Origin of the sequence: Mesorhizobium sp. B2-8-3, assembly GCF_006440815.1 — a bacterium.
In the GTDB taxonomy this organism is placed as follows: Bacteria; Pseudomonadota; Alphaproteobacteria; order Rhizobiales; family Rhizobiaceae; genus Mesorhizobium.
The window spans coordinates 40341-55096 of the sequence record NZ_VFTW01000011.1; the positions used below are offsets into that span (position 1 = coordinate 40341).

Annotated in this window: 14 protein-coding genes; 7 read left to right on the forward strand and 7 right to left on the reverse strand. The window is 64.7% G+C overall.

Going from position 1 to position 14756, the window contains the following annotated elements:
- Positions 1 to 3 precede the first annotated feature (3 nt).
- Positions 4 to 363: a hypothetical protein gene (locus FJ418_RS17705; RefSeq protein ID WP_140644915.1), complete on the reverse strand. Its 360-nt coding sequence runs from the start codon at positions 361 to 363 to the stop codon at positions 4 to 6.
- Between the two features lie 209 nt (positions 364 to 572).
- Between FJ418_RS17705 and FJ418_RS17710 the strand changes: the two genes are divergently transcribed.
- Positions 573 to 878, forward strand: a complete 306-nt coding sequence (locus FJ418_RS17710; RefSeq protein ID WP_246683089.1) for an EthD family reductase — start codon at positions 573 to 575, stop codon at positions 876 to 878.
- Here FJ418_RS17710 and FJ418_RS17715 read toward each other — a convergent pair.
- The 4 genes from FJ418_RS17715 to FJ418_RS17730 all read right to left on the reverse strand — a co-directional run bounded on the left by FJ418_RS17715 (position 875) and on the right by FJ418_RS17730 (position 4999).
- The gene (locus tag FJ418_RS17715) at positions 875 to 1438 is read right to left on the reverse strand and encodes a DNA-3-methyladenine glycosylase (protein WP_140658495.1); all 564 of its coding nucleotides are present in this window, start codon (positions 1436 to 1438) and stop codon (positions 875 to 877) included. The two genes, FJ418_RS17710 and FJ418_RS17715, sit on opposite strands and share 4 nt — an antisense overlap.
- 42 nt (positions 1439 to 1480) lie before the next feature.
- Positions 1481 to 2629 carry an amidohydrolase gene (locus tag FJ418_RS17720; protein ID WP_140867704.1) on the reverse strand — a complete coding sequence of 383 codons (1149 nt, stop codon included), beginning with the start codon at positions 2627 to 2629 and terminating at the stop codon, positions 1481 to 1483.
- A 112-nt stretch (positions 2630 to 2741) separates the two neighbouring features.
- Positions 2742 to 3116, reverse strand: coding sequence for a GNAT family N-acetyltransferase (locus FJ418_RS32185; RefSeq protein ID WP_210243153.1), 375 nt, complete (start codon positions 3114 to 3116; stop codon positions 2742 to 2744).
- A 335-nt stretch (positions 3117 to 3451) separates the two neighbouring features.
- Entirely contained in the window at positions 3452 to 4999 is a 1548-nt protein-coding gene (locus FJ418_RS17730; RefSeq protein WP_140867707.1) for a winged helix-turn-helix domain-containing tetratricopeptide repeat protein, read from the reverse strand.
- Between the two features lie 183 nt (positions 5000 to 5182).
- On the opposite strand from FJ418_RS17730, the gene FJ418_RS17735 reads away from it, so the two are divergent.
- The 5 genes from FJ418_RS17735 to FJ418_RS17755 all read left to right on the forward strand — a co-directional run bounded on the left by FJ418_RS17735 (position 5183) and on the right by FJ418_RS17755 (position 12925).
- Positions 5183 to 5950 carry an alpha/beta hydrolase gene (locus FJ418_RS17735; RefSeq protein WP_140644910.1) on the forward strand — a complete coding sequence of 256 codons (768 nt, stop codon included), beginning with the start codon at positions 5183 to 5185 and terminating at the stop codon, positions 5948 to 5950.
- Between the two features lie 145 nt (positions 5951 to 6095).
- On the forward strand, positions 6096 to 8069 hold the full coding sequence (locus FJ418_RS17740) for a GGDEF domain-containing phosphodiesterase (RefSeq protein ID WP_140867710.1): 1974 nt from the start codon (positions 6096 to 6098) through the stop codon (positions 8067 to 8069).
- A gap of 456 nt (positions 8070 to 8525) precedes the next feature.
- Positions 8526 to 10673: an ABC transporter ATP-binding protein/permease gene (locus tag FJ418_RS17745; RefSeq protein WP_246683090.1), complete on the forward strand. Its 2148-nt coding sequence runs from the start codon at positions 8526 to 8528 to the stop codon at positions 10671 to 10673.
- Positions 10674 to 10969: 296 nt separating this feature from the next.
- On the forward strand, positions 10970 to 11968 hold the full coding sequence (locus FJ418_RS17750) for a nucleoside hydrolase (protein WP_140867713.1): 999 nt from the start codon (positions 10970 to 10972) through the stop codon (positions 11966 to 11968).
- 534 nt (positions 11969 to 12502) lie between these two features.
- On the forward strand, positions 12503 to 12925 hold the full coding sequence (locus tag FJ418_RS17755; RefSeq protein ID WP_140867716.1) for a DOPA 4,5-dioxygenase family protein: 423 nt from the start codon (positions 12503 to 12505) through the stop codon (positions 12923 to 12925).
- 176 nt (positions 12926 to 13101) lie between these two features.
- On the opposite strand, the gene FJ418_RS17760 is transcribed toward FJ418_RS17755, so the two are convergent.
- Positions 13102 to 13716, reverse strand: a complete 615-nt coding sequence (locus FJ418_RS17760; RefSeq protein WP_140867719.1) for a hypothetical protein — start codon at positions 13714 to 13716, stop codon at positions 13102 to 13104.
- Between the two features lie 53 nt (positions 13717 to 13769).
- On the opposite strand from FJ418_RS17760, the gene FJ418_RS17765 reads away from it, so the two are divergent.
- Complete coding sequence (locus tag FJ418_RS17765; RefSeq protein WP_348643109.1) at positions 13770 to 14054, forward strand: DOPA 4,5-dioxygenase family protein; 285 nt, start codon at positions 13770 to 13772, stop codon at positions 14052 to 14054.
- Positions 14055 to 14088: 34 nt separating this feature from the next.
- Here the strand turns inward: FJ418_RS17765 and FJ418_RS17770 are convergent, their stop codons facing one another.
- Positions 14089 to 14721: a hypothetical protein gene (locus FJ418_RS17770; protein WP_246683091.1), complete on the reverse strand. Its 633-nt coding sequence runs from the start codon at positions 14719 to 14721 to the stop codon at positions 14089 to 14091.
- Between the last annotated feature and the right edge of the window lie 35 nt (positions 14722 to 14756).

The window sequence follows — 14756 nt, forward strand, 5'->3', positions numbered from 1 at the left end:
CGCCTACGGATAATGCGTCTTCTTCGGCGCGTAGGTCGACGGATCGAAATCCAGTTCCTTCGGCAGCGGCTGGCTCGAGCACTGCAGGTGTATCTGGCGGGCGAGCAGCCGTCGCTGCTGCTGCTCGTGCTCCTTGGCGGCCGCGACGAGCCCCATGCTGTAGGGGCCAACCAGCACGCCGAAGCCCCAGCCGGGGTTCTGCTTCTCGCGGGTGGCGTAATCCGAGGCCGCCTTGCGGGCCTGCTGGCATTCCGGCGACGCCCATTTCGGATCCTGCTGGGGAAGCGAGGCGCCATAGTCGACTGGGGAGGATACGCACCCAGCCGCTGCCGCGCTCAGCGCGACGATCACCGCAATTCTCATTGTTTGAGTCTCTGCTAATTTAGGGCGAAGACTACACGGAACGCGTCTTCGCACAAGCGAGACGGCTCGAAAGCGAATGGAAGGACCGAGGGCCGCATCGTCGCACTTCGAGCCCGGTTCCCGGATTCTTTTCAACGCCCCGTTCCATTTCCGCCCGCCATTTCGTCCTTGGTTCGTCCACCGCAAAAAGGAGAACCGCAATGGCTGGAATGATCGTCATCTACAAGCAGCCGGCGGACGCGCAGGCGTTCGACAAGCATTATTTCGAGACGCGCATACCGCTTGCCAAGAAAATTCCGGATCTCAGGAAATACGAGGTCAGCCGCGGGCCTATCACGGTGCTGGCCGGACCATCCGACGTCTACCTGATCGGGATGCTGCATTTCGACGATCTCGACTCCAGGAAGAAGGGTTTCGCGAGCCCGGAAGGAAAAGCGGCGGGCGCTGATCGCCGGCTTTACGCACCTGACGAGTCGGGCGTTCAGATGTTCCTTTTCGACAGCAGTGAAGTTTAGAACCTGCGGCTGAGATAGGCCGATCCGCCGAGGCCAAAGCGCCACTCGGCTTCCACGCCCTTGGTCAGGCCGATCCGGCGACCGGCAAGGATCGCGGCCGGGTCGGCTTCGGAACGGGCGAATTCGAAAGGTGGCGCGGTCAGCGGCAGCCGGTTGTGCGAGCCGTCGATGCCCAGCGCCTGGCAAAGCTTGCCGGGGCCTGAGCAGAGCAGCCGCTCGTCATCCATTCCGCGCCGCGCGCGCATGGCGGCGATACCGGATTGCGGCTGGATGGCGCGGATCAGCACCGCGCTGCCCGGCAGGCACACCGCGTTCAGGCACCAATGCAGTCCGTAGGAGCGGTACACGTAAGCGGTGCCGGGCACGCCATACATCGGCGCGTTGCGCGGCGTGCGGCCGCGAAAGCTGTGCGAGGCCGGGTCGTCGGGCCGGTACGCCTCGGTTTCGACGACGATGCCGCCGACGCCACTGAGCTCGAGCCTCGCGCCGATCAGCGCGCGTGCCACGACAACCGCGTCGCGGGCGAAGAAGTCGGCGGCGGAGCCAGCACTAAATGGCATGGTGATTGACGTCGATCGGGCAGGCCATCTTTGGCGCGCCGCTCAACCCAAAAGATTGCGCGCCGTGCGCATGAAGATGCGCGAGCCGATCGGGATGAGATCGTCGGGGAAATCATAGTCGGGATTGTGCAGCGAGGGGGTTCGCTCGCCGGCGCCGAGGAAGAACATTGCCGACCTGGCATTGTGGCCGAAAATGCCGAAATCCTCCGAGGCGCGCATCGGCAGCGTCTCTTCGCTGCGTAAAACGCCTTCCTCGTCGAGCGCGCGGTTGAGATGCTCCACCGCGTCCGGCGCGTTGACGCTGGCGACGAAGATTTCGTGATAGTCGAAGCGCACGGCAAGGCCGTGCCTGGCGGCGATTTTTGCCGCAAGCGCTTCCGCGGCGGCGACCTGTTCGGCCATGCGGTCGTCGCGGCGGGTGCGCAGCGTTGCCCACACTTCCGCATAGCCGGGCGCGATGCCGAACACGGCTTCGCCCATCGCGCAATGGGTGACGGTCACCATGCCGAAATCCTCATCAGTGAAGGTCGCGCGCCCGAGCGCTGGGAGCGCCGGCATCAGCTCGCTCACCGCCGGCATCGGCGAGGTGCCGGTTTCCGGCATCGAGGAATGCGCGGTCTTGCCCTCGAGCACGATGCGCATGCCGCGCGAGGCGCAGTTGACGGTGCCGGCCTTCAGCCGCGCCTCGCCGAACGGCACGCCCGGCAGGTTGTGCAGCGAAAACGCGAAATCAGGCTGAATCTCGCCGAAGCGCGGATCGGCGACAACGCCGGCCGCGCCGTTGCCGGTTTCCTCGGCCGGCTGGAACATCAAGACGACGCGGCCGCGTGCCGGCCTTTCGCGCCCGAATTGACGGCCGAGCGCCGCCAGGATCGCGGTGTGCCCGTCATGGCCGCACATATGCGACTTGCCTGGCACCTGCGAGGCATGCGCGACGCCCGAAAGCTCCTCGATCGGCAGCGCGTCGAGCTCCGATCGGAACAGCACCGTCGGCCCGGCCTGTCCGCTGTCATAGACCGCCGCCACGCCATGGCCACCGAGCCCCGTCAGCACCTTGTCCGGCGCCGTATCGGCGAGGAAGGCGACGACCTCGCTCGCCGTCTTCTCCTCCTCGTTCGAGATTTCCGGCTGCCGATGCAGCTTGCGCCGCCATTCGGTCAGCTCGACGATGTCTCGATTGGTGAGGGTCATGGGTTGGGGCTCCGATTGGCTTGCCGGTCACACAAACACGATAGGGTTTTTCTCGCGCCGTGCCATGCCGATCAATTCCGATGGTCCATCGGCCTTCGCAAAAACAAAGCCGCTATCTGACCACCTTCACCTGCGGCAGGTCGCGGCTGATCGGGCGGAAGCCGACGCCGTAATACATGTACCGGGCGGCCGGATCCGCCGGGGCGCCGCGGCAGGCGACCAACATGCGCGTGGCGCCCGCGGCTTTCGCCAGCCGCATGCCGTGCAATTGCAAGGCGGTGCCCAGTCCGCGCCGGCGAAAATCGCGATGCGTGCCGACCGGTTCGAATTCGGCGGTCCGCGTCGTCTCGTCCAGCCAGATGATCGCGGTGGCGGCCAGCGTGTCGTCGGGCGCGGCGATGAGCACATGCAGGTCGCCCCGGCACGGCCAGGTCCGCCGCACGCGCTCGAACGCCGCCTCGCTGAAGCGCGACGCCCGCGACCTCATCGTGCCAGTCGAGGATTTCCCCGAGCATCGCGGCGCGGTGCGGATGCGTCTGCCAGATCAGATTGGCGGTCTCGACCTCGTGCAAGGTGCCGTCGCCGCGCGGCACCCGATGGGGCAGGCAGGCCCATCCCCATGCCGCCAGCCGCCCATCCATGAACCACAGCCGATGCCGCCAGAAGGGGCTGAGCGTATCGAAATCCTTGGCCCAGACCCAGGCCAATTCGCCGATTGTCGCATCGCCATTGAGCAGTTCCGGCCGCAGCGCCGTCACGTCCTGGTCGCCGCCCTGCATCAGCCTGAGCTCGGTCGGGCCAAGAGTGTCCATGCTCCACCGCTTATTCCGGCAGCCCCGCGAGCCGCAGCGCGTCCGTCACCTCATCGATAATCCCAGGCGCAATCCCGACGGCCGCCGTCCAGCCGCTGATCGTGAAATGCGTATCGAGCGCCATCAGCCGCCTGGCGGAGGCCTTTGCCTCCTCGATCCGCCCGACCCTGGCCAGCGGCGCCGCTAGCCAGCCATGCAGGATGCTGAAGCCCGGGGTCATCTCTACCGCGCGGCGGCCGGCAATGATGGCTTGTTCATGCCGGCCGGACAGAAAATTGCCGAAGCCGATAATGCCTTGCGGCACGCAGCTCATGGCGTCGAGCGGCGAGAGCCGCATCGCCTGCTCGCACCAGGCGATGGCACGTGCCGCATCGCCGCCATAGGCCACCGGCACGCAGCCGAAGGCATAGACGAAGGCGCAGGAGGCGCTGAGCAAAAGCGCCGCGGCAAACGCCTCGTCGGCAAGCCTGCGGTCATGCTCGACCAGACCGATGGTGAAGCCGGCCAAGGCCAGCGCCATGGCGTCGCCCGACCCATGTTCGATCGCCGCATGGGCGTGGCGGGCCGCCCTGTCGCGATGCTCTGCTTTGAGACCGCCGCGGATGAACAGGGTCTGGTGTGCCCAGGCGGCAAAGCCGTGGGCGAGTGCGTAGGTCGGCTCGATGGCCAGAGCCTGGTCGAGCAGCGGCAGGCCCTTGGCCGCACCTTGCGGCATGAAAGTGTAGACGGCGGGGAGCGCCCGTAGCAGAAGGTCGTAGGCATCGAGACTGTTGGGCCGCTGGCGCTTGACGCGTTCGATCTCGGCCCGGCGCAGGTTGGGCTCGATCGCCGCCACCACGGAGATGGTGATCTCGTCCTGCAGCGCGAACACGTCGGTGAGGTCGCGATCGTATCGCTCGGCCCACAGATGGCTGCCGTCCTCGGCATCGATGAGCTGTCCGGTGATGCGCACGCGGTTGCCCACCTTGCGCACCGACCCTTCCAGCACATAAAGCACGCCGAGCTCGCGCCCGACCTGCTTCACGTCCACAGCGCGGCCCTTGTAGGTGAAGCTCGAATTCCGCGCGATGACGAACAGCCAGCGGATACGCGACAGACCGGTGATGATGTCCTCGACCATGCCGTCGGCGAAATAATCCTGTTCCGGATCGCCGCTCATGTTCTGGAAGGGCAGCACGGCGATCGACGGGCGGGCGGAAGGCTCGGGGCAGGGCGGCTCCTCTGCCGAAGGGAGCGGCTGCGCCCCGCCTTCCTCGCGCACGCTGCCGACGAAGCGAAAGCCGCGGCGCAGGATGGTTCGGACGAGCCGCTGCTGCTCGCCGCTGTCCTGGAGGGCATTGCGGGCAGCGTTGACGCGGCTGGCCAAAGTCGCGTCGGAAACGATGCGGCCCTGCCACACGGCGTCGACCAGGTCGTCCTTGCTCACCACCCGGTCGCGGTTGCGGATCAGATATTGCAGAAGATCGAACACTTGCGGCTCGACGGCGATCAGGTCGCTGCCGCGGCGCAATTCGCGCCGGTCGCCGTCCAGTGCAAAGTCCTCGAAATGATACGCCAAAATCAATTGCTCCGGGCCGCGCCGTGAATATGGGACACTCTAATCGCGTCGGGCACGCAAAATCAAAGCGATCTCAAGGGAAAATCAAGAAGTCCTGAAGGCCGCCTGAAAGCGAGCCCGGCCGCGCCGTCGCATAGTCCTCCTGCAAGCAACGCAAACAACTTTGAAACAGGAGAACTCAAAATGTCGACCACCGCAGCAATCATCGCTTCCGCCGCGCTCGCTCTCGGCGCAACCGCATCGGCAACCTTCGCGGCCAAGGCCGAGCCAGCGAAATCCGTCGTCCTCGTCCATGGCGGCTTCGTCGACGGCTCGGGCTGGGACGGCGTCTACCAGCAGCTGAAGGAGGACGGCTACGACGTCACCATCGTCCAGAACCCGACCACCTCCTTGGCCGACGACGTCACCGTCACCAGGCGCGCCATCGCCGCCGCCAAGGGCGACGTCATCCTGGTCGGCCATTCCTATGGCGGCGTCGTGGTGTCGGAAGCCGGCACCGATCCCAAGGTGAAGAGCGTCGTCTATATCGCCGCCTTCGCGCCGGACGCCGGCGAGTCGGTCTCCTCGCTGATCGCCAACCCGCCTGCTGGCGCTCCGGTGCCCCCGATCCTGCCGCCCGTCGACGGCTTCCTGATGCTGGACAAGGCGAAGTTCGCCGCCTCCTTCGCCGCCGACGTCAAGCCCGAACTCGCGTCCTTCATGGCCGACTCGCAGGTTCCGTGGGGTGTGGCGGCGCTCGAAGGCAAGGTCACCCAGCCGGCCTGGAAGGTGAAGCCGTCATGGTACCTCGTCGCCACCGACGACCACATGATCCCGCCGCCGGCGCAGCGCCAGATGGCCAGCCGCGCCAAGGCGACGACGGTGGAAGTGGCCGGCAGCCACGCCGTCTACGTCTCCAACCCCAAGGCGGTCGCCGACCTTATCGAAAAGGCCGCCGCCGCGAAAAACTGATACCGCGTTATCCTTGCGAACAGCCCGGACGCCTGGCGGCGCCCGGGCTTTCCGGCTGCCGCGCCGGCCCCTGATCGAGAAATGCACCGTAAACCGCTGAAATCCTTAACACGATTTTCATTCCGCTCGCCTAACCACTATGGCCATGACAGGGCATGATGAGCGGCTGGTTGCAGGTCTCTCCTCCGAGGGACGCAGCGAAGCCGTGGAAGCAGGCATCCTGCGCGACCAGCTTGCGGATCTGAGCAAGTGCGTCTTCATCTCGATGCCCATAGGCACGGTGCTCTCGGCCCTGATCCTGGCGGTGCAGCTCTTGTCGGGCGGCGGCCTTGCCACGGTGCTGTGGTTTATCGCGACCGCCTTGATCAATGGCGCGCGTGTGGTGCTTGCCGCTGTTCAGTCGGATGCTGCCGACGACAGGCCGGAGGCGGTGGGCGCCCGGCTTTCCCTCTATGGCCTGCTGGCGCTGGCCTCGGGTGTCGCCTGGTCTTTCCTGGCGCTGCTCAGCGACGGATACACCACGCCGCAGGCGCCGCTCTATCTGATCGTGCTTGCCGGCACCTCGGCCGGTTCGGTCACTTATGGAACCTCCTACGTGCCGGCTTCGATCAACTTCATCGTCCTGCCGCTTCTTACCGCCGCCGGCTGCGTGTTCGCGCAAGGCGGCGTCGAAAATGGCGTGCTCGCCTTCACGATCCTGCTTTTTCTCGGCGGCATGATCAGGAGCGCGCTGCTCGGACAGTCCCGTTTCCGCGAGACCAGCCGCCTCAAATACGAGGCGCGCGAATTCGCCGCCGAGATGGAGCGCAATTCCAGGCGGGATCCGCTGACCAACCTTCTCAACCGCTATGGCCTGGAGCAGGCGATCGCCAAGCTCGGGCTTTCCGACGGCCCGTTCGTTGCCATGCTGATCGATCTCGACGGCTTCAAATCCGTCAACGACACCTATGGCCACAACATCGGCGACGACCTTTTGGTCAAGGTGGCGCGCCGGATCGAGGACCACGCCCCGCGGGGCGCTACGATCGCGCGCATCGGCGGCGACGAGTTCGTGCTGCTTTTCTCCGCCGACAGGTGTCCGCAGCAGGCCGGCGAGCTTGCGTCGGCCATCATCGCGGCCATCGCCAATCCGGATCCGGAGCTGAATTCGGTGCGCGTCGGCGCCTCGATCGGCATCTATCAGGCGGAAAAGCCGCGCCTGACGGAAATGCTGCTCAAGGCCGATTTCGCGCTCTACGCGGCCAAGCGCGGCGGCAGGAACGAATATTGCCTGTTCGACGCGGGGCTCGACGCCGCGCTGGAACGCAAGAACCGCATCGAGCGCGACCTGCGCGGCGCGATCGAGGCAGGCCGGCTCTGCTCCTGGTTCCAGCCGCTGGTGCGGCTCGACAGCAGCGCGGTCGTCGGCTTCGAGGCGCTGCTGCGCTGGCATCATGACGTCCATGGCGCCATCTCGCCGCCCGAGATCGTCACCGCCGCGCGCGAAACCGGCCTGCTTTCGCTTCTTACCGAGACGGTCTTCCTCAACTGCTGCGCCATGATCGGCGAACTCGTGAAACAGGGGCGCCTCGATGTTCGGGTCGCGATGAACCTTTCGCCGCGCGAGCTCGAGGCCGGCAATGTCGACGACATGATCCTTACCGGCCTGCGGGCGAACAATGTGCCCGCCGCGATGCTCGAGATCGAGATCACCGAGGAGGCGCCGGTCGACCGCGACCGGGTCGACGAAAAGGTCGGGCGCCTGGCGGATGCCGGCATATCGATCGTGCTCGACGATTTCGGCACCGGCTTCTCGACCCTGGTGTCGCTGAAGGACAGCCGCATCCGCAAGATCAAGATCGACAAGGATTTCGTCCGCGACCTGGCGAAATCCGTGGAAGACCAGGCGCTCGTCGAGGCGGTCATCGGCCTTGGCCGGACACTGGGGATAGAGGTGATGGCCGAGGGCGTCGAGACCGACGCCGACCGCATGATCCTGCGCTCGCTGGGCTGCATGATCGCGCAGGGCTATCTGTTTTCGGCGGCGCTGCCGATGCGAGACGCGCTGGCCTTCGACGCCGCTGCCGCTGAGGTTATTTTCGAGCCGTTGCGCAATCCTCGCAGCGGCAACGCCGCGTGATGGGTCGCTCGCCCGTGACCCAGCAGGCAAGCAGCCTGGAAAGGGTAGGGTTGCCGTGAGGCGCGGCACTCGGAGCGGCGGAGCGCTCCGAGAGTGTGACGGGCGTGACTGATCGACCTGAGCTTGATTGCCACGTGGTTCCCCCAATCCGTCGCTGCTTCGCAGCGCCACCTTTCCCCCCTCCGGAGGGAAAGGAAGGGAGCCTTGCCGGACGGGCGTTGACGGCAAAAAAGCTTGGCGCCTTTCCTCTACCCCGTCGATCGGGGGAGCGGTGGCTCGGCGAAGCCGAGACGGAGTGGGGGTCGACCAGAGCTACATTAGACAATGCATGCGGTTCCTCGCCCCCGCCAAAGGCGGGGTGGCTCGGCGAAGCCGAGACGGAGAGGGGGAGCGCCCTCGGCGATTGGCGTGGGCGGCCCGCATGAAACCTTTTGATTTTTGGGCCGTTGTCGCGCGATGCCCCCGGCCAAGCACAAACCGAAACCGGCCGACAGCGCCACGCAGCGCGGTGCAAGCAAGCCGCGTTCGGCGCCGCTGCGCCAGGACAAGCCGCGCCAGTCGAAACCGCGCGGCGCCGCGAAGCCGCGCGCGCAGAAGGCGCGGCAGGACAGACTTCAAGAAGACCAGCTGAAGGACGACGAAGTCCGGCAACGCAAGCCACAGGCCGACGAGAACCCGCCTAAGCAAAAGGCGCCCGCCGAAGCAGCACCGGAAGCCATCGGCCATGCCGGGTCGCCGCCGCCGGAGGCCGCCGAGCCGGGTCCCGCGCTTTCGCCGGAGGAAGCCGAGCGGGCGCGCAAGAAATACCTTTTGCGGCGCTTCTGGATCAGCGGTCGCGGCTATTGGGGTTTGCACGGCGACAGGCTCGCCTGGCCCCTGACGATCGGGCTGCTCACGCTGATCTGCGTCAATGTCGGGTTCCAATACGGCATCAATCGCTGGAACCGCGCGATCTTCGACGCCATCGAGCAGCGCGACGCCCACACCGTCTATTGGCTGAGCGGCATCTTCCTGCCGCTGGTCGCCGGCAGCATCAGCCTGGTGGTCGCGCAAGTCTACCTGCGCATGACCATGCAGCGGCGCTGGCGCTCCTGGCTGACCACGGCCGTCATCCAGCGCTGGCTGGCCAGCGGCCGCTACTACCAGCTCAACCTCGTCAAGGGCGACCATGCCAACCCCGAGGCCCGCCTGACCGAGGATCTGCGCATCGCCACCGAATCGCCGGTCGATTTCATCGCCGGCGTCCTCAACGCCTTCCTGTCGGCCTCGACCTTCATCGTGGTGCTGTGGACCATCGGCGGCGCGCTGAGTTTTACGCTGGGCGGCTCCACCATCACCGTGCCCGGCTTCCTCGTCGTCACCGCGGTCATCTACGCGGCGATCACCTCGACCTCGATGTTCGCCATCGGCCGCCGCTTCGTCCAGCTTTCCGAGGACAAGAACCAGGCCGAGGCCGAGTTCCGCTACGTGCTGACGCGCGTGCGCGAAAACGGCGAGAGCATCGCGCTGCTCGGCGGCGAGGAGGAGGAGAACGCCGGCATCGACCGCACCTTCGCCGGCGTGCTCGGCCGCTGGGCGCGGCTCACCGGCCAGCACATGCGCACGGCACTGGTCTCGCAAGGCTCCAGCCTGTTCGCGCCGGTGGTGCCGGTGCTTCTGTGCGCGCCGAAATTCCTCGACGGCTCGATGTCGCTGGGCCAGGTGATGCAGGCGGCCTCCGCCTTCGCCATCGTGCAGGGCGCCTTCGGCTGGCTGGTCGACAATTATCCGCGCCTGGCCGACTGGAACGCGTCGGCCCACCGCATCGCCTCGCTGATGATGTCGCTGGACGGGCTGGAGCGCGCCGAAGAGAACGACAAGCTCGGCCGCATCCAGCGCGGCGAGACCGAAGACGGGGCGATGCTCAGCCTCAACGATCTTTCCGTGACGCTCGACGACGGCACCGCCGTGGTCAAGGAAACCGAGGTGATGATCGAGCCCGGCGAGCGCGTGCTGGTCTCGGGCGAATCCGGCTCGGGCAAGTCGACGCTGGTGCGCGCCATCGCGGGTCTCTGGCCCTGGGGCAGCGGCAGCGTCGATTTCCACCCCGGCAAGCGGCTGTTCATGCTGCCGCAGCGTCCCTACATCCCGTCCGGCACGCTGCGCCGCGCCACCGCCTATCCCGCCGCCGCCGACAACTGGAAGACGAAAGAGATCGACGCTGCCCTCGACAAGGTCGGCCTCTCCTATTTGAAGGACCGGCTGGAGGAAGAGGCGCCCTGGGACCAGACGCTGTCGGGCGGCGAGAAGCAACGCCTGGCCTTCGCCCGCCTGCTGCTGCACGCGCCTGACATCGTGGTCCTCGACGAAGCGACCTCGGCGCTGGACGAGAAGAGCCAGGACAAGATGATGCGGACGGTGATCAAGGAGCTGCCCCAGGTAACCATCATCAGCGTCGCGCATCGCGCCGAGCTGGAAGCCTTCCACACGCGTAAGATCACGCTGGAACGGCGCCAGGACGGGGCGCGGCTGGTCAGCGACGTCGAGCTCGCGCCGAAGAAGCGCGCGCGAGGCCTGCTGCAGCGCGCGCTGTGGGGCAGCGGCGGGAATGGCAGCAAGGGGTAGGGGCACTCTAACGTGGCGCGTAATCGCCAGCGGTGCTCCCCCGCTTCGTCTCGGCGCTGCGCACCGAGCCACCTCTCCCGCACCTTTGGCGGGGGCGAGGAACCCAAGCTTGCAAAGGCCGCGCCTTGCCGATTAGCATTTCCTCGCCCGACAAAGTGGGGGAGAGGTGGCTCGGCGAAGCCGAGACGGAGCGGGGGGCAGCGCCGGCATCCGCGATGTTGCACCCGCCTTTGTGCCAACCGACGAACCTTGACGCCGCAACACACCCCAGTCTGTAATCGCCGCAGGGAGGAACCATGGAAAAGATCATCCTGGACTGCGACCCGGGGCACGACGACGCCATCGCCATCCTGCTTGCGGCCGGCAACCCGAACATCGACCTGCTCGGCATCACCACGGTTTCGGGCAACCACAATGTCGAGAACACCACGCGCAACGCGCTGGCCACCTGCACGGCCTATGGCATCGAGGTGCCGGTGGCGAAGGGCTCGCCCGGCCCTTTGGTCGGCGATCAGGTGCTGGCGATCGAGATCCATGGCGAGACCGGGCTCGATGGCCCCGTGCTGCCGCCGGCCTCCTTCGAGCTCGACAGGCGGCATGCCGTCGACTTCATCATCGATACCGTCATGGCGCATGAGCCGAACACCGTCACGCTGGTGCCGGTCGGTCCCTACACCAATGTCGCGCTCGCGGCCCGCAAGGACCCGCGCATCGTCGGCCGGGTGAAGAAGGTGGTGGCGATGGGCGGCAGCTTCACGCGCGGCAACATCACGCCCGCGGCCGAGTTCAACGTCTATGCCGACCCGGAGGCCGCCGAAATGGTGTTCCGCGCCGGCTGGGACGTCACCATGGTGGGCCTCGACCTCACGCACCAGGCCTTGGCCACGCCTGAGCTGCAGGACAGGGTGCGCGCCGTCGGCGGTTCGATCGCCAAATTCATCCTCGATATCTGGGAATTCATCGCCACCACGCATGGCGGCCTCCTGCAGATCGAATATCCCGCCGTGCATGACGCCTGCTGCGTGGCGGCCATGATCGACGCAAGGGTCTTCACCACCGACAAGGCCGACATCCGCGTCGAGACCGCCGGGCGCTGGACCAGAGGCATGACGGTCTGCAATTTCGAAAAGATGGGCGGCATGCGCCACTTCGGCGGTACGGCGAGCGAGCAGGTGAATTTCCGCCACACCGTGGCGATGAAGCTCGACCATCAAAAATTCTGCGACCTGATCGTCGACGCGGTCGAGCGGCTGAGCGGCAAGAAAGCCGGCCGAGGTCGCGGCCTTGGCGGTTAGCGTTCCTCGCCCCCATGAAATGGACTACGGCATGCACACATTCCACGCGGCTGGCCTTTGGCGATAGCGTGCATGGCAGCTTGGCGCATGCATTGTCTTATGCAGCGCTGGTCGACCCCCACTCCGTCTCGGCTTCGCCGAGCCACCTCTCCCCCGATCGACGGGGTAGAGGAAAGGCGCCAAGCTTTTTTGCCGTCAACGCCCGTCCGGCAACGCTCCCTTCCTTTCCCTCCGGAGGGGGGAAAGGTGGCGCTGCGAAGCGGCGACGGATTGGGGGAACCACCTGGCAATCAAGCCTCGGCCTGATCAGTCGCGCCAGTCACAGAAGATGTGTGCATAGCGTAGACAAAGTGGGGTAGAGGTGGCTCGGCGCGCAGCGCCGAGACGGAGTGGGGGCCAGCGCCGGCGTCTGCGATCACGCGCCAAACACGCCGATGCTAAACAGTCTGTAGAGCGGCCCGCCGTTTCCAGGCAACGAAGAACCGCCTAGAGTTCCGCACGACAGACTGAACCATCAGGGAGGGGAGCATCGCGATGAACGACGCCACGCCACATGATCCGAGACCGCTCGCGGAGATCGCCAGCTACCACGCCCATATCTACTATGGCGATGCGGCTGAGCGCCGGCAGGCCGAATGGCTGCGCCAGCGCATCGGCGAGCGTTTTCGCGTGCGGCTGGGCAACTGGCGCGACGAGCCGGTCGGTCCGCACGCTGAGGCCATGTACCAGGTCTCCTTCGCCACCGAAGTCTTCGCCACCCTGGTTCCTTGGCTGATGCTGAACCATGGCGGCCTCAGCATCCTCATCCACCCCAACACCACCAACCCCAAGCGCGACCACCTGATCGACCCGATCTGGATCGGCCGCGCGCTCGGTGTGCATGGGGAAGTGCTGGGCGAGGAGGACGAGGCGGAGGAGGCGCTGGAGGTGAACACGGTGCCGACGCTGGGGGCGTGAGGGGGGAGTGCGTGTGGTGTCTTGTCCCTGTCTACATCTTCCGGTAAATTTCGAGTATGGAATACGTCGACATTCTGACAGCTATTCTGAACCTCGCGGTAGCCGTGGTCGGCATCATCTCCTTCAAAAAAACGCAGTTAATGTCCAAGAATCCCGGGACAATAAGCTAACGACTTTCAGCGGTAAGGTAGGCGCTTTCTCGCGGTAGATATCTCAGATTTCCCTTCTAATTCAACTATATAGGGAAGCCGAGCTAGCTTGGCTACGGGGAAGCGCGGATCGTTCGTTACACCGCCCTCCGTGAAACACCATAGCGCCCACGGTATCTCAGAGAGCTTATAAAAATCCGAGAAATCCAGCTTTCGGTTCCCGAGAATCACGATATCTTTCATGAACGTTGCCGGTCCAATGACGGCCAGTTGATCTCGCTTAAGGACCGAAAAAGCGGCGCAAGCGTCCCTTCCGACTGCAACGATCATTTCTTTTGGGCGCGGGAATCCCGAGAGATATTTTTGATCCAGCAGTTCCCAAACTGCCCAGCGCGCGAATATTCCGGCGGTGAGTTCTTCATAAATGTACTGCTTGTCAGCAAGATAGTGGACCTCCAAGCCCGTGAAACCAGATAGGACAGTCCTGTTAAACGACTTTCGACGGTCTGCTTTTCCTGAACTTCCGGGCGAGGCTTCCCCCTCCAAGTAGCGGCAGCAAAGCTCGTTCAGCAGCGCCACGCCAGTTGGTTGACTCTGAACGAGCATATCGAGGACTTGACGTTTTCTTTTTGTCTGGCGCATCGACTGGTCATCTTTCGGCGCTGGCGATTGGCTCAGAGAAGAAGATGGCACGGTTGGGCTGCAAGTGTCATGATTGTTACCGCTCGCCGCACCAGCAGGCCATGTACCAGATCTCCTTCGCCACCGAGATCTTCGCCACACTGGTCCCCTGGCTGATGCTGAACCACGGGGCCCTCAGCATCCTCATCCACCCCAACACCACCAACCCCAAGCGCGACCACCTGGTCGACCCGATCTGGATCGGCCGCGCGCTCGGTGTGCATGGCAAGGTGCTCGGCGAGGAGGATGAGGCCGAAGAGGCGCTGGAGGTGAATACCGAGCCTACGCTAGGGGTGTGAGGGGGCGTGACTTCAATGAGGCCATCCGCGTTCCTCATCGTCTGTCAAAATCGCGCCCTGCTATGGACCTTAAAAGCTCATACAGCTCGACGCGGCTTAAGTTTGCAGAAGCCGATTCAGCCAAATAGTCAAAGTTAACAAGCAAAGCACAATTTCGCCGAGGGTTTAGCAGCAAGCAATCGGACCATACGTCATCCCTTTTCTCTATCGTTGATGCGTACTTGAGAAGCCAGTATATAAGCACCTGCCTGAAGTCGCCTGATACAAAATTCCTGTCCGTATGCTTAACTTCAATAAGAATGTTTCCCATCGAAAAGTCGCCGTTCCCTGATGCAATCCATCCGTATCCCGGTATAAAAGGAGATCGCTCTAGGGGGACGTCCAGGTGTTGCTCTCTCACACTTGCTAGCATTGCCATTAGGTTATGCGCAGCTAGCGCAGCGACGTCGATGTCAGACGGTTCGAGTTTTGTGGGAATCCTCGCATCATAGTGCTGGCTCTGGCGCCTTGCAGCTAGTTTGAGGCAGTCGTCCCATGTCGCCTGAGCTAGCCCATCAAGCACGAAATCGACGCGAGCCATCGCCACCTCGAACAGCATCGCTTTCTGCAGTCGGCTTTGTTCAATTAGCTCAATCGGGATTGCACCCAACTCGCGAAACGAAAACATTGTCTTATTCAGTGATGCTACTAACCCCCCAGACA

Excerpts from the sequence above, each read along its gene's own strand:
- FJ418_RS17705 (WP_140644915.1), bottom strand. The coding sequence starts at position 363 with ATGAGAATTGCGGTGATCGTCGCGCTGAGCGCGGCAGCGGCTGGGTGC.
- FJ418_RS17710 (WP_246683089.1), top strand. The coding sequence starts at position 573 with ATGATCGTCATCTACAAGCAGCCGGCGGACGCGCAGGCGTTCGACAAG.
- FJ418_RS17715 (WP_140658495.1), bottom strand. The coding sequence starts at position 1,438 with ATGCCATTTAGTGCTGGCTCCGCCGCCGACTTCTTCGCCCGCGACGCG.
- FJ418_RS17720 (WP_140867704.1), bottom strand. The coding sequence starts at position 2,629 with ATGACCCTCACCAATCGAGACATCGTCGAGCTGACCGAATGGCGGCGC.
- FJ418_RS32185 (WP_210243153.1), bottom strand. The coding sequence starts at position 3,116 with ATGAGGTCGCGGGCGTCGCGCTTCAGCGAGGCGGCGTTCGAGCGCGTG.
- FJ418_RS17735 (WP_140644910.1), top strand. The coding sequence starts at position 5,183 with ATGTCGACCACCGCAGCAATCATCGCTTCCGCCGCGCTCGCTCTCGGC.
- FJ418_RS17740 (WP_140867710.1), top strand. The coding sequence starts at position 6,096 with ATGACAGGGCATGATGAGCGGCTGGTTGCAGGTCTCTCCTCCGAGGGA.
- FJ418_RS17745 (WP_246683090.1), top strand. The coding sequence starts at position 8,526 with ATGCCCCCGGCCAAGCACAAACCGAAACCGGCCGACAGCGCCACGCAG.
- FJ418_RS17750 (WP_140867713.1), top strand. The coding sequence starts at position 10,970 with ATGGAAAAGATCATCCTGGACTGCGACCCGGGGCACGACGACGCCATC.
- FJ418_RS17755 (WP_140867716.1), top strand. The coding sequence starts at position 12,503 with ATGAACGACGCCACGCCACATGATCCGAGACCGCTCGCGGAGATCGCC.
- FJ418_RS17760 (WP_140867719.1), bottom strand. The coding sequence starts at position 13,716 with ATGCGCCAGACAAAAAGAAAACGTCAAGTCCTCGATATGCTCGTTCAG.
- FJ418_RS17770 (WP_246683091.1), bottom strand. The coding sequence starts at position 14,721 with ATGTTTTCGTTTCGCGAGTTGGGTGCAATCCCGATTGAGCTAATTGAA.